Consider the following 16,398-nt stretch of genomic DNA (forward strand, 5'->3'; position numbering starts at 1 on the left):
CTGCGTTCTCTCAACGAGCGTGTGGGCCGATGAATCGGCTCTTGGCCTGCACTTCGGTGCCGTTGTTTTCAATGTCTTTCAGGCTGAAGGTGATGTCGTTGGTGCTCGACGGCAGCCGATCGGGGGCCACTGACAGCTCTACCGGCTGGGTGACGATGTCGCCGGCAGGCACCTTGATTTCCCGACGTCCTTCTAACTTCAGGTCAGGCAGGCCGCTGGCATCCAGCACGTAGGTGTGGTCGACCTGATCCTTGTTCATCACCTTCAGGCTGTAGACGTTTTCGATCCGGCCCTCGGCGTTTTCCCGGTACAGCATGCGGTCCTTGCTGACGTCAAAGCCCACCAGCGAGCGCATGAAAAACGCGCCGGTCAGCACGCCGATCATGACCAACAGCACCACGGCATAGCCGATCAGGCGCGGCCGCAGAGTATGCGTGACCTGCCCGGAAAGAGTGTGCTCGGTGGTGTAGCTGATGAGCCCGCGCGGGTAGTCCATTTTGTCCATGACGCTGTCGCAGGCGTCGATGCACGCGGCGCAGCCGATGCATTCGATCTGCAAGCCGTCGCGAATGTCGATGCCGGTGGGGCAGACCTGAACGCACATCGTGCAATCGATGCAGTCACCCAATCCTTGCGCCTTGTAGTCCACGTCTTTTTTGCGTGGCCCGCGTTTCTCGCCGCGACGTGGGTCGTAGGAGACGATCAGGGTGTCCTTGTCGAACATCACGCTTTGAAAACGCGCGTAGGGGCACATATAGATGCACACCTGCTCGCGTAGCCAACCGGCATTGCCATAAGTCGCGAGGGTGAACACAGCGACCCAGAAATACGACCCGCCATCGGCCTGCCCGGTAAAAAACGCCACGGCCAGGTCGCGAATGGGGGTGAAGTAGCCGACGAAGGTCAGGGCAGTGATCAACCCGATCAACAGCCACAAGCCGTGTTTGGCGAATTTGCGCCCGAACTTGCTGGCGCTCATCGGCGCCTTGTCCAGCTTCATGCGCTGATTGCGGTCGCCCTCGGTGACCTTTTCGCACCACATGAAGATCCAGGTCCAGACGCTCTGCGGGCAGGTATAGCCGCACCAGACGCGCCCGGCGAACACGGTAATGAAGAAAAGCCCAAAAGCGCTGACGATCAGAATGCCGGACAACAGGATGAAATCCTGTGGCCAGAACGTGGCGCCGAAGATGTAAAACTTGCGCTCCGGCAGGTTCCACCACACCGCCTGATGCCCATCCCAGTCAAGCCACACCGTGCCGAAATACAGCAGAAACAGCACGATGCCGCCACCGATCCGCAGGTTGCGAAACACGCCGGTGAACGCCCGGGTGTAGATCTTCTCCCGAGAGGCGTAAAGGTCAACGTCGTCGCCGTTCGAAGGCGGGGTGACATTGTGGACCGGAATTTGAGTGCTCATCGGCGTGTGCTCATCAAAGCGTCCCCGGGTGGGGGAATTGCCCCGGCCAGTGCGTGCCGGTCGGAGTCGGTGGGTGGTGTTCAATCGGTGACTCTTTTCCCTATGATTTCAGTCGCCGGGACGATCTGCACGGTCTGTCCCTGCCCGGAGGTAATGGGCGCATGCGCTGAGGGGTACAGGTCAGCCCTCTGTCCCGTAGGTCGCAGGTGTTTCATTCAGCTGACTGACCCACGGATTGATCACGCTCACGCCGCTGCCTGAAAAATCAGCGGTGTTTCGTGTCACCACTGTCATACCGTGCACCAATGCCGTGGCAGCGATCATGGCATCGTATTCACTGCGCGGATCTGGAACGTGCAACCGGGCGCATTTCAGGGCCACTGCGGCGTCAACGGGCAAGATTCGTCCCGAAAATGCAGGCAGTACGTGATGATCGAGCCAGGTCCTTAGCATTGCCGATTGCGCTGAATCATGTCGCCCCAGTCGTAGGATGCCTGTCTCCAGTTCCAGCACGGTAATCGAAGAAAGATAGAGGCTTGAGGCGGGTGTTCGGTCCGCCCACCTGCGCACGCTCGGCGCCGCCTTGTGGTTTTTTCTGAGTTCGGACACAACGTTGGTGTCGAGCAGATACATCAGGAAAGGTCCACGTCTCGGGGCGTGACAACGGCACGTTTCGGATGGAAATCGATGTCTTCGATGCCGGGCATCGCGAGCAAATCGACGATGCTGACCGATCCGCCAGTAAGCTTTTGATAATCCTCAATCGTCAGCAGTACGTGCGCGGGACGACCGCGATCAGTGATGAAAACCGGCCCTTCTTTAGTCGCTTTTTTTGCGCCACTGGTGTCTTGGTTGAATTCGCGGCTGGAAATCGTCGTGATCATGGGGGCACCTGCTTTATATTTAATGTAGTTACGTTGCTACTCTACGTGATTTCGCATCCTATGCCACTTGCGTGCGTGACTCAATCTTCAATATGTAACCAAGAAGGACCCCGCCGGCCCACATTGGCGGGCCTGTCTTTCCCAATCCTTATTCCCGCGAATCCGCCGCCTTCTCCCCATGAGAAAGGCTATACACATACGCCGCCAACAGATGAACCCTGTCATTCCCCTGCAGCTGTTCTTGCGCAGGCATCTGCCCCTGACGGCCGTAACGGATCGTCTGCTGCAATTGGGCAAAGCTCGAACCATAGATGAACGCGCCGGGGTGGGTCAGGTCCGGGGCGCCCATGACGGGGTTCCCTTTGCCTTCGGGGCCGTGGCAGGCGACGCAGCTGGTGGCGAAGATTTTCTGCCCGGCTGCCACGTCGGCCTTGGCGTCTTCAGGCAGTGGGCGACCGCCCAATTGGCTCAGGACGTAAGCCGAGACGTCGCGCACGCCCTGGTCGCCGACCACTTCACCCCACGCCGGCATCACTGCATGACGCCCGCCCATGATCGTGGTTTTGATGGTTTGCGCGTCTCCGCCCCAGCGCCAGTCGGCGTCGGTCAGGTTGGGAAAGCCGTACGCGCCTTTGGCATCGGAGCCGTGGCACACCGAGCAATTCGAGGCGAAAAGCCTCCCGCCCATTTTCAGCGCTTGGGGGTCTTTGGCGACGTCCTCGATCGGCATCGCGGCAAACTTGGCGAAGATCGGGCCAAAGCGCATCTCGGCGCGGGCCATTTCCTTTTCCCACTCATGCACGCCGGTCCAGCCGGTCTTGCCGTCCGAGAAGGCGACTTTCTTGTCGTTGTCGGCGTAGTCGTAGCCCGGCAGCAGACCGGTCCAGTTGCCCAGGCCGGGGTACAGCGCCAGATAGCCCAGCGCGAAAACAAGAGTGCCGAGGAACAGCATGAACCACCACTTGGGCAGCGGGTTGTCGTACTCCTCGATGCCGTCGAACGCGTGGCCGACGGTCTCGTCGGTGGTGTCTGCGCGCTGCCCTTTGCGCGTCGCAAACAGCAGCCAGGTGAGGCATATGATCGTGCCCAGCGTCAGGACCGTGACGTAAAGGCTCCAAAACGTAGTCATTCTGTGTGGCTCCTGGCGGCTTTGGCTTTTTCCAGCTGGGCGATGGCCTCGGGGTCATCGGCAAAGGGCAGCAGGGTCGCGTCGTCGAATTCGGCGTTGCGGCGCGGGCTGAACACCCACAGCGCCAGGCCGATGAAGGCCACCATCACCACGACGGTGCCCAGACCTCGAATCATTCCGATATCCATGGCGATCACCGCTTGCTCTTGATGACAGTGCCCAGGCCTTGCAAATAAGCCACCAGCGCGTCCATTTCGGTTTTGCCCTTCACCGCAGCCGCCGCCCCGGCAATGTCCGCGTCGGTGTACGGCACGCCGAGGTTTCGCAGGACTTCCAGCTTGCGACCGGTCAGCGTGCCGTCAAGCGTGTGTTCAACCAGGAACGGGTAGGCCGGCATGATCGATTCCGGCACCACGTCGCGCGGGTTATACAAGTGCGCGCGGTGCCAGTCATCGGAATAGCGGCCGCCGACACGGGCCAGGTCCGGCCCGGTGCGTTTGGAGCCCCATAGGAAGGGGTGGTCCCACACGCTTTCCCCCGCCACCGAATAATGGCCGTAGCGTTCGGTTTCAGCCCGGAACGGCCGGATCATCTGCGAGTGACAACCCACGCAACCATTGGCGATGAATACGTCCCGGCCTTCGACTTCCAGGGCAGGGCGCGGCTTCATGCCTTCCACCGGTTGATTGGTGACGTCCTGAAAGAACAGCGGAACGATCTGCGTCAGACCGCCCACGGCCACCGCGATGACCATGAAAATCGACAGCAGGCCGATGTTCTTTTCCAGTGCTTCGTGCTTGATCATCAGTGGGCCCCCACGACAGCGATCTGAGTGGCGGCATCCGCTTCTTCGGCGTTCGAGGCGCGCACCGTGCGGAACACGTTGTACGCCATGAACAGCATGCCGCTGGCGAAGAATGCCCCGCCGAGCGCGCGCACGATGTACCCCGGATGGCTGGCTTGCAGTGCCTCGACGAAGGAATAGGTGAGCGTGCCGTCGTCGTTGATCGCGCGCCACATCAGCCCTTGGGTAATCCCGTTGACCCACATCGAGGCGATATAAAGGACGGTGCCGACGGTCGCCAGCCAGAAGTGCGCATTGATCAGCGCGATGCTGTGCATCTGCGGACGCCCGTACAGACGCGGAATCATGTGATACACCGCGCCGATGGAAATCATCGCCACCCAGCCCAGCGCCCCGGCGTGTACGTGGCCGATGGTCCAGTCGGTGTAGTGAGAAAGGGAGTTGACTGTCTTGATCGCCATCATCGGCCCCTCGAACGTCGACATGCCGTAGAACGCCAGCGACACGACGAGGAAGCGCAGGATCGGGTCGGTGCGCAATTTATGCCAGGCGCCGGAGAGGGTCATCATGCCGTTGATCATCCCGCCCCAGCTCGGAGCCAGCAGAATGATCGACATCACCATGCCCAGCGATTGTGCCCAATCGGGCAGGGCGGTGTAGTGCAAATGGTGTGGGCCGGCCCAGATGTACAGCGTGATCAGCGCCCAAAAGTGCACGATCGACAAGCGATAGGAATAGATAGGGCGTTCGGCCTGTTTTGGCACGAAGTAATACATCATCCCCAGAAAGCCCGTGGTCAGGAAAAAGCCCACCGCATTGTGCCCGTACCACCACTGGATCATCGCGTCAGTGGCGCCCGAGTAGGCGGAGTACGACTTGAACAGGCTCACCGGCAGCGAGATGTGGTTGACGATGTGCAGCATCGCCGTGACCACGATAAAGGCCCCGTAAAACCAGTTGGCTACATAGATGTGTTTGGTCTTGCGTTTGACGATGGTGCCGAAGAACACGGCTGCGTAGGTGATCCAGACGATGGTCAGCAGGATCGCAATCGGCCATTCGAGTTCGGCGTATTCCTTAGTGGTGGTGTAGCCCATCGGCAGTGTGACCAGGGCACCGATGATGACGGCCTGCCAGCCCCAGAAATGAAAAGCCGCCATGCCGTCGGAGATGAGACGTGTCTGACAGGTCCGTTGCACGACGTAGTAAGAGGTGCCGAACAGCGCGCAGCCGCCGAAGGCGAAGATCGCGAGATTGGTGTGCAGGGGGCGCAGGCGTCCGAACGTGGTCCATTCGAGACCGAAGTTCAGCTCGGGCCACACCAGTTGTGAGGCGATGAAAACACCGAGCCCCATGCCAAGGATCCCCCAGACCACCGTCATGATGGCGAATTGGCGGACGACCTTGTAGTTATACGCAGTCGGAGTGATTGCAGTGCTCATTCTCAGGTTCCACGGTTTGGATTTTGTTATGTGGGGTGACGACCGCGACCTCGATTCATCCGTAGCCTTTATGCCATTTCCAGGCGCAAACCGGGGCTGCCAGTCGATTGTCGGGGTGTTCCAACAGAGGCCGTGCGAACGCGCGCGACGACGATCTGCCCTAGTGGGCCGAGGAGGGCGGAAGACAGGTCGGTGAGGCAGCGCGCGTGAATGGAAGAAAAATTGGATACAACCCTGCGGGTGACGGACAGGGCTGCGCTGTCTGTCTGCAAGAGGGCTGAGCGGTCGTGCACAATCCTTACGCCAAACCTGTGGCCAGCTGTCGCCGGACCACTGTGGCGCCTAGCTTAGACCGGTTTATGACAGGATGGAAGCACCAGAGCAGGGGGCTGCGACACTTGGACGCGTTCACATGGCAGGATGCCGCGCCCCATTGCGAGGCGCGGCGCTCACCTGCTTCGAAGGTCGCTGAAACGCTTCACTCCCTGCTTTCCTTGCGCGCGAGAGGCACATTTCTACTTCGAATTTGTATACAAAAGCCGTTAGCAATTGCACATTTTGCTGCCCAAAAAAAGTTGGCCCGAGCTGGCAAGCAAGGCCGGAGATCGCCACGGATGATCGACCGGCACCGGACGTAAAGGTCACCCGCCGATGAAACCGCCCGGTTGTGCAGGGTTTGGGGCGCTCAAGGCAGCGGTGCTTTATGCCGAAGTGTTTTGAGAGGGTAAGGACTGCAAGCTGAACCGTGGCTGTCGCGGGTGGGTATCTTCATGGACTGACGCCAGCCACACGCCGACAACGTTGTGGGCGCGCTTGCCCGCAATGGCGATCGCTCGGATACGTTTACGTTTGCTAGCAGGACGCTATCGCGGCAAGCCTGGTCCTGCAGAGGCTGACGAGCCGGAGGTTTCGGTATCCGATGTAATCCCCTACTATCTGCAACCGCTTTATCCTCCGACACCCCAATCGAGGCCCCCATGAGCAACGCTCGATCCGCCGCCGACCCCTGCGCCCGACTCGCCGACGAACACGGGTGGCTGTGGAACGCCCCGGCGTTGGTCGAAGAGGGCCCGTCTGCAACATTGATCCTCGCCCACGGCGCCGGTGCGCCGATGGACAGCGCGTTCATGGACGACATCGCCAATCGCCTCGCGACCCTGGGCATCGGGGTGTTGCGCTTCGAATTCCCCTACATGGCGCAACGTCGAATCGATGGCGGCAAACGTCCGCCCAATCCGCAGCCCAAGCTGCTGGAGAAGTGGCGAGAGGTCTACACGGCGGTCCGCGAGCAGGTCAGCGGTACGTTGGCCATCGGCGGCAAATCTATGGGCGGTCGCATGGCCAGTCTGCTGGCGGACGAACTGCACGCCGACGCTTTGATCTGCCTGGGCTATCCGTTCTACGCCGCGAGTAAGCCCGAAAAACCTCGTGTCGCGCACTTGGCCGAACTCAAGACCCCGACCTTGATCGTCCAGGGTGAACGCGATGCTTTGGGCAACCGCCAAGCCGTGGAGGGCTACACACTTTCTTCCGCGATCCACATCCACTGGCTGCCCACCGCCAACCATGACCTCAAGCCATTGAAGACGGCGGGCGTCAGCGAAGAAGCGTGCCTGCAAGCGGCCGCTGAACAGATCGCCAAACGCTTAGCGCACTGATGCGGACGTGCCCTGGCTGGCGTTGCACACTAGATTGAAATGCCCACGTGTCACATTGAAATCGATGGCCGGGATCGAGAACGCGAACGTCCCGCGCAATCGGCCCGTTTCAACATCGCATTCCAGCAAGGTCAGCGTGCCGTCCTGAAAATCCCGCGAATGAAACACGAGGGCCTGCTGCCGCGGCGTGAGGTGATACACCGCCGAAACGCGCTCGTTGCGCACCAGGTCGTAGGTGCCGGGCTTGAGGGATTGGTCGATGAAAAAGCCGAACACCGTACGCCGGTTCGCGACCTTACCCGTCGCATGGATCTTCCAGATCCGGTGGGTTTGAATGCCCTCCAGTTCGGAGCGCAGACACGCCAGCCCTTGCAGGCGCGTGGTGATGAACGGCTTGTCATTGACCAACGCACTGAAGCGCGAATCCTTGTCGAAAGGCAGGACGTTCGAGGGATGGAGATGTGTTGAATCGTTCATGATCTCTCTTGGAATTGTAGTGTGGCGTTAAGGCACGAACCCCAAGGACATCGCCTGACTGCAGCGATGTCCGAGGGCGGTGGAGCATCATGGCGTCAGCGGATCGCGACACCCAGACTGGAATTGGTGTGCAGCAGCTTGAAGTGCTGACCGTTCTGCATGTTCTTCACGTAGTACCACTTGGCGCCGAGGAAATTCACCGCGTAGGTCGAGGACCAGAAATTCTGGGTACCCATCGGCCAGCGCTTGCCATAGGCGTTGTAGATTTCGATCAGCTCATTGATGTTCGGAATGCGCCCACCTACTGCGGCGGCGGCATTCATCATCTGCGTCAGATTGCCCGAACCCACGCCCACACACTGGATCACGCCCGTGACCGATACGGTGTAGCTGCGGCTTTCACCCGCGGCGTCCGTCACGCTGATCGTTGCATTGCCGTTGCCGCGGACCGATGTCAGCCCGTCTTCAGCGACATGGGCGATTTTCGGATCGCTGGACGTGTAGGTATAAGGAGGGCGACCTCCGCTGGCGACGCGCTGCACCGTCGTGCCCGTAGGGAACGACGGCAGCACGTCCGGGTTGCCAGGGATCAGGTACACCTTGCCTGGCAGTGCCACGGGCGAGGTGTCGAACAACAGGCCTTCACGCACACTCAGCTCCAGCTTCTGAGACTCCGATTCCGTGCCGTCGCGGCTGACCAGATACGACACCGCCGCGCTTTCACCTTCAGACGCGTCGATGAACGACTTCGGAATGCCGAACTTCAGATGACTGTTATCGCCCACCGTCTGCGGCTCGCCTTCGAACGTGGTCTTGCCGACCCAGCGCACCTTCACCACATCCGCCGCCGCCATGCCGCGATACGTCGCACGGGCAATGGCTTCGTCCCCCGTGATCAAAGACGGGCGGAGCACGCCGTCTGCACCGACCGTGTCCAGCGTCGGCGCCGGTAAGTCCAGCGCTGCACTGAGAATCTTCAGCGAGACTTTCTCTGACGCCTGCACCACACCGCTGCGCCGCGTGACACTGTACGACACCACCACCGTCTGCCCGTCGTTGACCGTTACCAGGGCGCTGGCGATGACCAGTGAAACCTCCTGCCCCGCCTGCTCGGCGGTGACCACATGCTCTTTGAGATCGCTCCCCTTCGGCCCCTCCCAGCGCACCGCAATCTTCTCGCCTTCACGCAGAGACGCCGAAGCGGCGATCACCACCGTCGCGCCGTTGCTGGCGTTCGCCGGGTCGAGGATGTTGTCGGTGGCTTCTTTAATGGAAGGGAGGGGGAGCGGCGTCGTGACCGACAACTGCAGGCTGATCGACACGGCTTCGGACTTCATCGACACATTACCCGCCAGGTCCGTCACCGTGTAATACACCGGCGAACTCACACCATCAGCGTGCTCCAGCAGCTCGCGGGTGAAATTCACCGTCACGCTGTTCAAGCCCATGTCATTGCCATCGACCGTGACCAACGGCCCTTCCAGCTCACCCCAATACGTCTGCACCACATCGCCAAGGGCCATGCCGTTGTAACTGGCGATGCGACCGGGGAGCACGTTATTCATCGCTTCCAACTCGTCGGAGGTGAGCGTGTCCTGGACTTCGCTGGGGAAGAGGATAGGGCCGAGGTCCGGTGCGCCGGGGGCGGTTTTGTCGATGCGCATGGTGATGCTGTCGGAGAACGCTTCGGCGCCGGTGATTGGACTAGATACGCGATACGAAACCGCGTGCTCACCTTCTGTCAGCAGGTCAACGGGCACTTCGACAGTAAGCAAGTCGCCCGGTTTTTCAGACTCGAGAATCTGCTTTTCATCAGAAACACGCTCGCCGTTGAGGACAAGTTGATAAGTGTATTTAGGCTCCGCTGCTGGCCATACTGGAAAATTGACCACAATAGGCGATGTCAAATGTTCAATCGGGATTAATCCGCCTTCCAAGGCCACCGGAATGACAGGCAAGTCCAGCGGGATAGGCTCCCGCGGTGTCGGATTGTTTTCAGTGTTCATTTATTATCCTTTTTGTTTTCATAGGAGGGCGGACTACTTGCATAACCCGCCAAGGTATTACATTTGAGTTATGGGCGCAGGCTGCAGAAGACCTCATTAGGTCCACGCATGTCTACCGGAATTCGCGATACTTTGGAGGTCACGGCACTTTGGTTACTACCGGGTGCTGGCTCTACGCGGACATAAGCTTCGCAGTGGCCAGTGCAGATGGAACGAAGGTTATTATAAGGGACTTCAAAGCTATAACCATTAATAACGTCCTCCTCGTAAAGTTCCCTCGTTGCAGTCACTGTTGCAGCATCGATTGGGTTGCCACTCTCGTCGAAACCTTTGAAGGTAAAAAACAGCTTTTGATGTGGAGCCATATTTACAAAAGGTTTAATTAACCCCTTAGTGCCATTTGGTGCGACGGGCAGAGCCAGATAACCAGTAGGCGTAAGCACAAACTCAGGACCGTCAATGCCGCTTTCCCCACCAGGTAGCTCTTCTTTAGACCTGACAGTTACGTGCTGTATTGGAGAAGATGTTGAATTGGGATTGCCCTGTCGGCTCACCGTGTAATGAACAGGGATTTCGGCACCGGTGCCTTGTGCTTTCATAATGGAATTAGCGATGGGGATGATAAGATCTTGTTTTGCAGCAAGGTCTAATTCGCTGATTTGATGCCACAGTTGACGTTCTTGATCACCCCAAAACAGGTTCAACGAATCGTTGAGTCTGAAGTCATCACTCCATGCCACAATGGCGTTGCTGTTCAGCTCATAGTCATCTTCATCGATGAAGTTATCCGCCTTATTCGGGTTCTCAACACTAGTCCCTTGAATAGTCGGAGCGAGCGTGGGTTCTGAGACAGGTAATGTAACGTAGACATCCACCGCGACAGGCAGAGAGCTGCCGTTCAGCTGATTTTGACGTGTCACCGTATAGCTGACCGCAACCTCTCCCACCGGTTGGGCAACGATTGTCTCGTAGGGCACGCGCAACGAAAGCACGATAGCCTCATTTTCGCTTCCTGCTGGCAACTCAACCGGATACATCGGACGATCGGTGCCCCAATACAAGGTGATGTGGTCAAAAGCGGCAGCACCCGGATAGCGTGGAATATCCACTTGAATGCCTGAACGAGCCTCGATGTACTCGATCTGATCACCCACGGTGGGATCGATGATCGGCGCCGGGTAATCTTCGGGAATTTCTTCCAGCAGAAGGGTAATTTCCGTGGGCAATGAATATTCCGAAACGTTGCCGGCTCGATCAGTCACATTGTATTTGACCAGCTTTGGTCCATCAGCAATGGTTTTGAGGAACTCACGAGAGAAATCGAAAATAACTTTGTTCAAGCCCATATCTGTTTCGTCAACCACAGCGGTTGGGCCGACAACATCACCCCAGTAGGTGTGAATGACATCGTGCTTGGCCATACCTGTATAGCCCGCCACTTCAACGGGTAGCTTGTTGTTTAGACGCTCGAGCTCGGCGAGTGTCAGACCATTGGTGACTTCAACGGGAAATTGAATGGCTACGAGTCGTGGTTTTCCAGGTGCCGTTCTGTCAATCACGATACCCATAATGCCGGAATATGCGACTGCTCCGGTGATATGGCTCTTCACTTCAAAAGAAAGTTCATGTCTTCCTTCAGTCTGTACTTCCACCGGGACTTCGAGTGTCAGCGGGTCACCTGGTTTTTCATTGTCCTGTACTGCCTTGATAGGCCCCGTATTTTTGCCGTTCCACTGGAGTTGATAAAAATATCCAGGCTCCGCACCTTCCCATACTTTAAGATCAACGGTGATGGGAGTATCCAATGCCGATACGGGGATCAGCCCAAAATTGTCCTCGTCGTGAAATGCGACCGCAATGTCCGGCGGAGCGATGGGAATAGGCTCTCTGTTGATTCCGTTATGCAGGATGGTAGGTATCTGTCTAGTGTTGCTCATGATTCAGTCCTTTGCATTGAAGTACGTTTATCCAATTGAACACAGCATTATTCGCTATTAGCAGTGCCAGAGATTCAGTGTCCCTGATCTGCAAATAACTTAAACGCATGATTATTCAGCGGTCAACGTCGTACCAATTCCTCGCTGTAGGAGTTTTTTGATCCGTGTAGGACGTTTGAATAAGGCCCGACGACAACCTCTGCAGAATTCTTTGACGAAAGCCTTAAAAAATGGGAGTTCAACCGATTTCAGAGTCGGAAAATTCCCCGTCCATTTCGGAAACGTCCCACTCGAAAATTTTTTTAATTTCCTGAAGAAGACGCTATGTATTCCCAAACTTGAGCTCTCATTTATAGGAGGACTCAGGGTGTCTATCGGAAATATGCCTTCAAACCGGTTCCAGCGAAGCGTGCTTGCGCTGGCAATCAGTATGTTTTCCCCATTGATATGGGCAAGCGAAAAGGAGGCTTTTTCACGTGAAGATGCCTCAGCTGACATGGGCACAGAGACGATTGACGTGAACGGTCAAATGCGTGAAGTGATAGTGGTGGATGGGGTACGCCTGACGTTGGATCATACCGCAACGCCTGCAAGCTACTCGGTGAAGAACTCCGGCGTTTTAGATCTTCAGAACGGAGCAGTCGTAGACTATGTCGATGTGATAAACGCCGAACTGAGCATCGATGGCGGCACGGTTACTGAAGGCATTGGCCTGAAGGTGGGGTCAGCCCACATCCGGAATGCTCGTATCTCGAATCCAAAGACGGCAGGTATGGTGCTACATGCGAATCAACACAACCCATCAGCTTCGTCAATTGCCAACGTTTGGAACAGTCGTGTCCAAGGTGTGGGCTTCGGCGTACTTGTTTCGCCGAATGGAGAGCTTAATGTCGTGCAATCGACCATTGAAGGTGTGATGCCTGATGCACATGGGCAGCACGGGGGGATATCGCAGGCTGGCGGCACCGTCCGTCTGGCTGACGCCAGCCATGTGATCGGCGATGAGAATGGTGTCCGAATATTCAACGGTACAAAGGGCTTCTATACAGAAAAAAACGTACTCACCGTTAACCATTCAACAGTCACGGCCCGTGCCGGATCAGCGATTGAAGTGATGGAAAGTCCTGAGCTCGGCAGAGACAAAACAACGGCTACCATTCTTATCGCCAATCATTCCACCCTGGAAGCGGGCAATGGCCGTCTCATCAATGTGAAAGAAGAAAGCACCGCCAACGTAGAGGTCAACGACAGTGCCCTCACCGGAAACTTCGTCGCCGACGACACCAGCACGATGAACGTCGCACTGCGAAACCACGCTCGTCTGAATGGCAACATCGTAAACGGTAATGCCGTGATCATCGATTCCAGCGGTCACTGGCAGCTCCCGGGAGACAATTCGATCAAGTCCTTGACCATCGACGGTGGCAGTGTCGGGTTTTCGGGGGATGGCTTTCATACACTCACCCTCGGTCACTTGTCGGGTCGAGGCCGGTTTGACATGCGCATCGATCCCGCCAATGGGGCGAGCGACTTGTTGAATGTCAAAGGCCAGGCCAGCGGCAATCACCTGCTCAACGTTCGCAATACCGGCGAAGAGGCGGTGCCGTCGGATTTCGAGGCATTGCGAGTGGTGCACACCGAAGGAGGGGACGCGCAGTTCCGGCTGCGAGGGGCACGTGCTGACATCGGTGCTTACTCCTACGCACTGGAACAACAAGGCAACGACTGGTTCATCATCGGTTCCGGCAAGACTATCAGTCCTTCGACGGAGAGCGTGTTGGCGCTGTTCAACGTCGGGCCGACGATCTGGAACAGTGAGTTGAGCACATTGCGTGGCCGTATGGGTGAAGTGCGCGGCCAGGAGCAGGGGGGCGGCTGGATTCGTACGTATGGCAGCCGTTTCAAAGCGTCGCTGGATACGGGGCTGAGCTATCAGCAGCGGCAACACGGGCTGTCGTTCGGTGCAGACGGGCCTGTGTCGGTCAGCGACGGGCAGTTGTTGGTGGGCCTGATGGGGGGCTATAGCCAGTCTGATCTGGACATGGGCCGAGGCACCTCGGGCGAGGTCGACAGCTACTATGTCGGTGCTTACGGCACGTGGCTGTCGGACGAGGGTTATTACCTCGACGGCGTGGTCAAGGTGAACAAATTCCACAATGCGTCGAAGGTGGCGATGAGCGATGGCGAGAAGGCCAAGGGCGATTACAGCAACTTGGCGGTCGGTGGGTCGGTGGAGTTCGGCAAACACATCAAGCTGTCCGACGATTATTTCGTAGAGCCCTTCGCGCAGCTGTCGAGTGTGTGGATCGGCGGCGATAGCTACACACTGGATAATGGCCTGAAAGCCAAGACCCGTGAGACGCAATCGATTGTGGGCAAAGTGGGGGCCACGCTGGGCCGGCAGTTCACCCTCAAGGATGGCGGGGTGGTGCAACCTTACGTACGAGTCGCAGGTGCGCATGAGTTCTCCCGTAGCAATGATGTCAGCGTCAACGATCAGCGTTTCGACAATGATCTGTTCGGCTCCCGGGCCGAGCTGGGTGCCGGCGTGTCGGTGTCGCTGTCCAAACGTCTGCATGTGCATGCTGACTTCGATTACATGAAGGGCGAGCATGTCGAGCAGCCATGGGGGGCTAATCTGGGGCTGCGCCTGGCGTTCTGATAATTGATGTTTTAGCGATCAAGACGCTGCCAAAGCCCCGACGGCATTGATGCCGCCGGGGCTTTTCTTCGTTACTCGAACTGACAGGCCGACATCCGGCGGGTGCCGATCACCGTTATGCCCGATTGTTTTTACACGTCCAGTCTGCCCCGTCGGGTCGGACGGCCATATGAACTCCCGGGCGCGTTTTTCCCATCGTCGCGCACGTTGATCGTGAGGGTTTCCGACACACCAATCAGACGCTTGCGCCGGACCACTTCGTAGTGAATGTCGATCAGGCCGGTCCGGTCGTTCGGTACCCCTTCAGCGGCAACGAACATAATCACCCGCGGTCCTTTGCGGTCTTCACAACGAGGGACGGCGGTGTAGAACATGCTTCTGCCCCAACGCACCTTGAGCTGATCGTCAGCCCAGATCTTTGAACAGCGAGGAATAGCGAGGCACACGCCTCGGGCGAGTTGCTCCGTCGAGACCTCGCCGTGCTGGCTTCCGCTCAATGTCGGTGCAGGCAGGGTAGGGGCTGTTTTTCTCGCTTCTTCATTGACCTCCCAAGAAAAACCCAATACGTGTTCAAGGTGCTCACTGTAGAACGCGACGATATCCTTCGACGTGGCGCCAGGCGGTTGAATGGCGCGTAAGTCTTCGTAGTGCGGTATCGAATCCAGATTGAAACTCGATTGATCAAAGCGTTCGTCAGCATTCGCCATTTGATCTTCTGCGGACATCTCTTTTTTGTTTGGGGCGTTGTCGGGCGTAGGGTTGGACGATGGAACGTCCATATCGTCTTCCATTGAAACTCCTCGGATTAAATGGAAATTGAGCATGTAAAACAACTAAGCGATAGGGATAACGCGGTGGGGCATAATGTCCCGGCGGCATATGTTCAAGTTGTAAAGCCTTGATGTCAATTAAGCGAGCTGTAGAGGTTTGACGGTAGGGGTTGGGTCATTTGTACGGGTTGAAACCCTATCGGATTTATGCGTTCCCGGATGTTTTGCTGATTTTGTCCACTGTGTAAGTACATATATATTGCATGCCGCTGCATGGGATGTGCTTGCCCACTTCCACGAGTCCTTGATGGCTGTAGGCAAACAGGAAATAAGCGCTGAAAAAATATTTCCTAATCTTTGAATTTTCCGTAATGGCGGGCAATCCTCCACGCAAATGCATGGCGGATTGCCGCTCAATGACTCAAATGCATATCGAAAATATGCTGTTACGAAGTTAGTGAAATCGTCATGGGCAGGGATCTCATGGACTCATTCCCTGCGCGGTCGACCACGACGTAGTCAATCGCCACGGTGTCGGCGCCCAGGCTCAAAAGGAAATCCTGTTGGAAGACGATTTCAATCGGGCGAACAGTGAGTTCGTCAGGCTGCACGATGTGCATCGGGCCAGGAACGCCGTTGCACAGCGTCTGGACGACGTCGCCCGTGTCCATGCCCGAGTACCCGGGCAGGATGGCTGTGGCGTTACCGTCCACCGAGCCCTCGGCGAAGAACAGCGGGGCGAGAACAGGGGCGCCGGGAGGGGTTCGGTCGACGATCAGAGGGATCGAGGGTGAGAACACTTCGTCCCCGGTGAGCGGATTACAGATTCGGTACTCAAGGGCATGTAAACCCTCGTTCACCAAGTGTGTTTCAGACAGATGAAGGGTAATGGTATCGCCGACTTTGTCGCCGTCCGTAAGGACGCGTTCATCGGTCACAGGGACACCATCCAAGTCCAGTCGTACAGTGTAGCCAGTTATGGCGCCAGCCCAGACTTTCACCTGTACGGCAATGGGCGCATTCAAGTCGGCGGTTTTCAACAGTCCATCTTCATACGCTGCTGGCACTACAGCAGGCGGGAGCGGGATCGGTTCTCTGACATTCATGTCGTTCATGGCATTTCTCCATAAGGCACAGTCGTCCGCGTTCTCTTGCGGAACGTGTGTCTGTTTGATCGGGTGATCGTGTTGATTTTTGTCCGGCCGTGG

14 protein-coding genes are annotated in these 16,398 nt (G+C 57.4%); 2 read left to right on the forward strand and 12 right to left on the reverse strand.

The window, feature by feature from the left end; genetic code table 11:
* Positions 1–10: 10 nt before the first annotated feature.
* The 7 genes from ccoG to ccoN all read right to left on the reverse strand — a co-directional run bounded on the left by ccoG (position 11) and on the right by ccoN (position 5,680).
* Positions 11–1,420, reverse strand: a complete 1,410-nt coding sequence (ccoG, locus tag B3N48_RS10060; protein WP_296182841.1) for a cytochrome c oxidase accessory protein CcoG — start codon at positions 1,418–1,420, stop codon at positions 11–13.
* Positions 1,421–1,600: 180 nt separating this feature from the next.
* On the reverse strand, positions 1,601–2,053 hold the full coding sequence (locus B3N48_RS10065) for a type II toxin-antitoxin system VapC family toxin (RefSeq protein WP_296182843.1): 453 nt from the start codon (positions 2,051–2,053) through the stop codon (positions 1,601–1,603).
* Positions 2,053–2,304: a type II toxin-antitoxin system Phd/YefM family antitoxin gene (locus tag B3N48_RS10070; RefSeq protein WP_296182844.1), complete on the reverse strand. Its 252-nt coding sequence runs from the start codon at positions 2,302–2,304 to the stop codon at positions 2,053–2,055. The genes B3N48_RS10065 and B3N48_RS10070 overlap by 1 nt, the downstream gene beginning before the upstream one ends.
* A gap of 148 nt (positions 2,305–2,452) precedes the next feature.
* Positions 2,453–3,433, reverse strand: coding sequence for a cytochrome-c oxidase, cbb3-type subunit III (ccoP, locus tag B3N48_RS10075; protein ID WP_296182845.1), 981 nt, complete (start codon positions 3,431–3,433; stop codon positions 2,453–2,455).
* Positions 3,430–3,621, reverse strand: a complete 192-nt coding sequence (locus tag B3N48_RS10080; RefSeq protein ID WP_296182846.1) for a cbb3-type cytochrome oxidase subunit 3 — start codon at positions 3,619–3,621, stop codon at positions 3,430–3,432. The genes ccoP and B3N48_RS10080 overlap by 4 nt, the downstream gene beginning before the upstream one ends.
* Positions 3,622–3,626: 5 nt before the next feature.
* Positions 3,627–4,238: a cytochrome-c oxidase, cbb3-type subunit II gene (ccoO, locus tag B3N48_RS10085; RefSeq protein ID WP_296182849.1), complete on the reverse strand. Its 612-nt coding sequence runs from the start codon at positions 4,236–4,238 to the stop codon at positions 3,627–3,629.
* Positions 4,238–5,680, reverse strand: coding sequence for a cytochrome-c oxidase, cbb3-type subunit I (gene ccoN, locus B3N48_RS10090; RefSeq protein WP_296182853.1), 1,443 nt, complete (start codon positions 5,678–5,680; stop codon positions 4,238–4,240). The genes ccoO and ccoN overlap by 1 nt, the downstream gene beginning before the upstream one ends.
* 977 nt (positions 5,681–6,657) lie before the next feature.
* On the opposite strand from ccoN, the gene B3N48_RS10095 reads away from it, so the two are divergent.
* A complete protein-coding gene (locus tag B3N48_RS10095; RefSeq protein WP_296182857.1) occupies positions 6,658–7,338 on the forward strand; it encodes an alpha/beta family hydrolase in 681 nt (226 codons plus the stop codon).
* Here the strand turns inward: B3N48_RS10095 and B3N48_RS10100 are convergent.
* The 3 genes from B3N48_RS10100 to B3N48_RS10110 all read right to left on the reverse strand — a co-directional run bounded on the left by B3N48_RS10100 (position 7,327) and on the right by B3N48_RS10110 (position 11,758).
* Entirely contained in the window at positions 7,327–7,815 is a 489-nt protein-coding gene (locus B3N48_RS10100) for a hypothetical protein (RefSeq protein WP_296182859.1), read from the reverse strand. The two genes, B3N48_RS10095 and B3N48_RS10100, sit on opposite strands and share 12 nt — an antisense overlap.
* A 95-nt stretch (positions 7,816–7,910) precedes the next feature.
* Entirely contained in the window at positions 7,911–9,821 is a 1,911-nt protein-coding gene (locus tag B3N48_RS10105; RefSeq protein ID WP_296182861.1) for a hypothetical protein, read from the reverse strand.
* A 68-nt stretch (positions 9,822–9,889) separates the two neighbouring features.
* Positions 9,890–11,758, reverse strand: a complete 1,869-nt coding sequence (locus B3N48_RS10110) for a hypothetical protein (protein WP_296182863.1) — start codon at positions 11,756–11,758, stop codon at positions 9,890–9,892.
* A gap of 772 nt (positions 11,759–12,530) precedes the next feature.
* Here B3N48_RS10110 and B3N48_RS10115 point away from each other — a divergent pair.
* Positions 12,531–14,420, forward strand: a complete 1,890-nt coding sequence (locus tag B3N48_RS10115) for an autotransporter outer membrane beta-barrel domain-containing protein (protein ID WP_414704222.1) — start codon at positions 12,531–12,533, stop codon at positions 14,418–14,420.
* Between the two features lie 131 nt (positions 14,421–14,551).
* On the opposite strand, the gene B3N48_RS10120 is transcribed toward B3N48_RS10115, so the two are convergent.
* Positions 14,552–15,211, reverse strand: coding sequence for a hypothetical protein (locus B3N48_RS10120; RefSeq protein ID WP_296182869.1), 660 nt, complete (start codon positions 15,209–15,211; stop codon positions 14,552–14,554).
* A 425-nt stretch (positions 15,212–15,636) separates the two neighbouring features.
* Positions 15,637–16,305: a hypothetical protein gene (locus B3N48_RS10125; protein ID WP_296182870.1), complete on the reverse strand. Its 669-nt coding sequence runs from the start codon at positions 16,303–16,305 to the stop codon at positions 15,637–15,639.
* Positions 16,306–16,398 lie beyond the last annotated feature (93 nt).

The sequence above is a fragment of the Pseudomonas sp. UBA1879 genome, assembly GCF_002338065.1.
GTDB lineage: Bacteria > Pseudomonadota > Gammaproteobacteria > Pseudomonadales > Pseudomonadaceae > Aquipseudomonas.

Coding starts and splice junctions, on each gene's coding strand:
- B3N48_RS10100 (WP_296182859.1), bottom strand. CDS start 7,815: ATGAACGATTCAACACATCTCCATCCCTCGAACGTCCTGCCTTTCGAC.
- ccoG (WP_296182841.1), bottom strand. CDS start 1,420: ATGAGCACTCAAATTCCGGTCCACAATGTCACCCCGCCTTCGAACGGC.
- ccoN (WP_296182853.1), bottom strand. CDS start 5,680: ATGAGCACTGCAATCACTCCGACTGCGTATAACTACAAGGTCGTCCGC.
- B3N48_RS10125 (WP_296182870.1), bottom strand. CDS start 16,305: ATGAACGACATGAATGTCAGAGAACCGATCCCGCTCCCGCCTGCTGTA.
- B3N48_RS10115 (WP_414704222.1), top strand. CDS start 12,531: ATGGTGCTACATGCGAATCAACACAACCCATCAGCTTCGTCAATTGCC.
- B3N48_RS10110 (WP_296182863.1), bottom strand. CDS start 11,758: ATGAGCAACACTAGACAGATACCTACCATCCTGCATAACGGAATCAAC.
- B3N48_RS10095 (WP_296182857.1), top strand. CDS start 6,658: ATGAGCAACGCTCGATCCGCCGCCGACCCCTGCGCCCGACTCGCCGAC.
- ccoP (WP_296182845.1), bottom strand. CDS start 3,433: ATGACTACGTTTTGGAGCCTTTACGTCACGGTCCTGACGCTGGGCACG.
- B3N48_RS10080 (WP_296182846.1), bottom strand. CDS start 3,621: ATGGATATCGGAATGATTCGAGGTCTGGGCACCGTCGTGGTGATGGTG.
- ccoO (WP_296182849.1), bottom strand. CDS start 4,238: ATGATCAAGCACGAAGCACTGGAAAAGAACATCGGCCTGCTGTCGATT.
- B3N48_RS10065 (WP_296182843.1), bottom strand. CDS start 2,053: ATGTATCTGCTCGACACCAACGTTGTGTCCGAACTCAGAAAAAACCAC.
- B3N48_RS10120 (WP_296182869.1), bottom strand. CDS start 15,211: ATGGAAGACGATATGGACGTTCCATCGTCCAACCCTACGCCCGACAAC.
- B3N48_RS10105 (WP_296182861.1), bottom strand. CDS start 9,821: ATGAACACTGAAAACAATCCGACACCGCGGGAGCCTATCCCGCTGGAC.
- B3N48_RS10070 (WP_296182844.1), bottom strand. CDS start 2,304: ATGATCACGACGATTTCCAGCCGCGAATTCAACCAAGACACCAGTGGC.